We start from the raw sequence: 1,545 nt of genomic DNA on the forward strand, positions 1-1,545 counted from the left end.
TTTTTTTGGATAACGGCCAGGCCGCGCACTGTTTGTGGTGTGTGGTGGTTGTTTGTTTTGTTTTTGTCAGGTTTTTGGGCCTTTCATTGTTTTTTTGATTCTTCTGATTTGAAGGGTTTTTGATGGAGGGTTTGATCCTGGCTCAGGACGAACGCTGGCGGCGTGCTTAACACATGCAAGTCGAACGGTAAGGCTCCAGCTTGCTGGGGTACACGAGTGGCGAACGGGTGAGTAACACGTGGGTGACCTGCCCTGCACTTCGGGATAAGCCTGGGAAACTGGGTCTAATACCGGATAGGACCATGGTGTGGATACTGTGGTGGAAAGTTTTTTCGGTGTGGGATGGGCCCGCGGCCTATCAGCTTGTTGGTGGGGTAATGGCCTACCAAGGCGGCGACGGGTAGCCGGCCTGAGAGGGTGGACGGCCACATTGGGACTGAGACACGGCCCAGACTCCTACGGGAGGCAGCAGTGGGGAATATTGCACAATGGGCGGAAGCCTGATGCAGCGACGCCGCGTGGGGGATGACGGCCTTCGGGTTGTAAACTCCTTTCACCATCGACGAAGGGTTTCTGACGGTAGATGGAGAAGAAGCACCGGCTAACTACGTGCCAGCAGCCGCGGTAATACGTAGGGTGCGAGCGTTGTCCGGAATTACTGGGCGTAAAGAGCTCGTAGGTGGTTTGTCGCGTCGTCTGTGAAATTCCGGGGCTTAACTCCGGGCGTGCAGGCGATACGGGCATAACTTGAGTACTGTAGGGGAGACTGGAATTCCTGGTGTAGCGGTGAAATGCGCAGATATCAGGAGGAACACCGGTGGCGAAGGCGGGTCTCTGGGCAGTAACTGACGCTGAGGAGCGAAAGCATGGGGAGCGAACAGGATTAGATACCCTGGTAGTCCATGCCGTAAACGGTGGGCGCTAGGTGTGGGTTTCCTTCCACGGGATCCGTGCCGTAGCTAACGCATTAAGCGCCCCGCCTGGGGAGTACGGCCGCAAGGCTAAAACTCAAAGGAATTGACGGGGGCCCGCACAAGCGGCGGAGCATGTGGATTAATTCGATGCAACGCGAAGAACCTTACCTGGGCTTGACATATACAGGATCGCGCCAGAGATGGTGTTTCCCTTGTGGCTTGTATACAGGTGGTGCATGGTTGTCGTCAGCTCGTGTCGTGAGATGTTGGGTTAAGTCCCGCAACGAGCGCAACCCTTGTCTTATGTTGCCAGCACGTTGTGGTGGGGACTCGTAAGAAACTGCCGGGGTTAACTCGGAGGAAGGTGGGGATGACGTCAAATCATCATGCCCCTTATGTCCAGGGCTTCACACATGCTACAATGGTCGGTACAGTGGGTTGCCAGTCCGTGAGGGCGAGCTAATCCCGTAAAGCCGGTCTCAGTTCGGATCGGGGTCTGCAACTCGACCCCGTGAAGTCGGAGTCGCTAGTAATCGCAGATCAGCAACGCTGCGGTGAATACGTTCCCGGGCCTTGTACACACCGCCCGTCACGTCATGAAAGTCGGTAACACCCGAAGCCAGTGGCCTAA

1 rRNA gene is annotated in these 1,545 nt (G+C 56.0%); it reads left to right on the plus strand.

What is annotated here, in order from left to right:
• Positions 1-119: 119 nt before the first annotated feature.
• Positions 120-1,545: ribosomal RNA gene (locus HMPREF2708_RS06705) — 16S ribosomal RNA — on the plus strand; the annotation flags it as partial.

This window comes from Corynebacterium sp. HMSC073H12, from assembly GCF_001837775.1.
GTDB lineage: Bacteria > Actinomycetota > Actinomycetes > Mycobacteriales > Mycobacteriaceae > Corynebacterium > Corynebacterium amycolatum.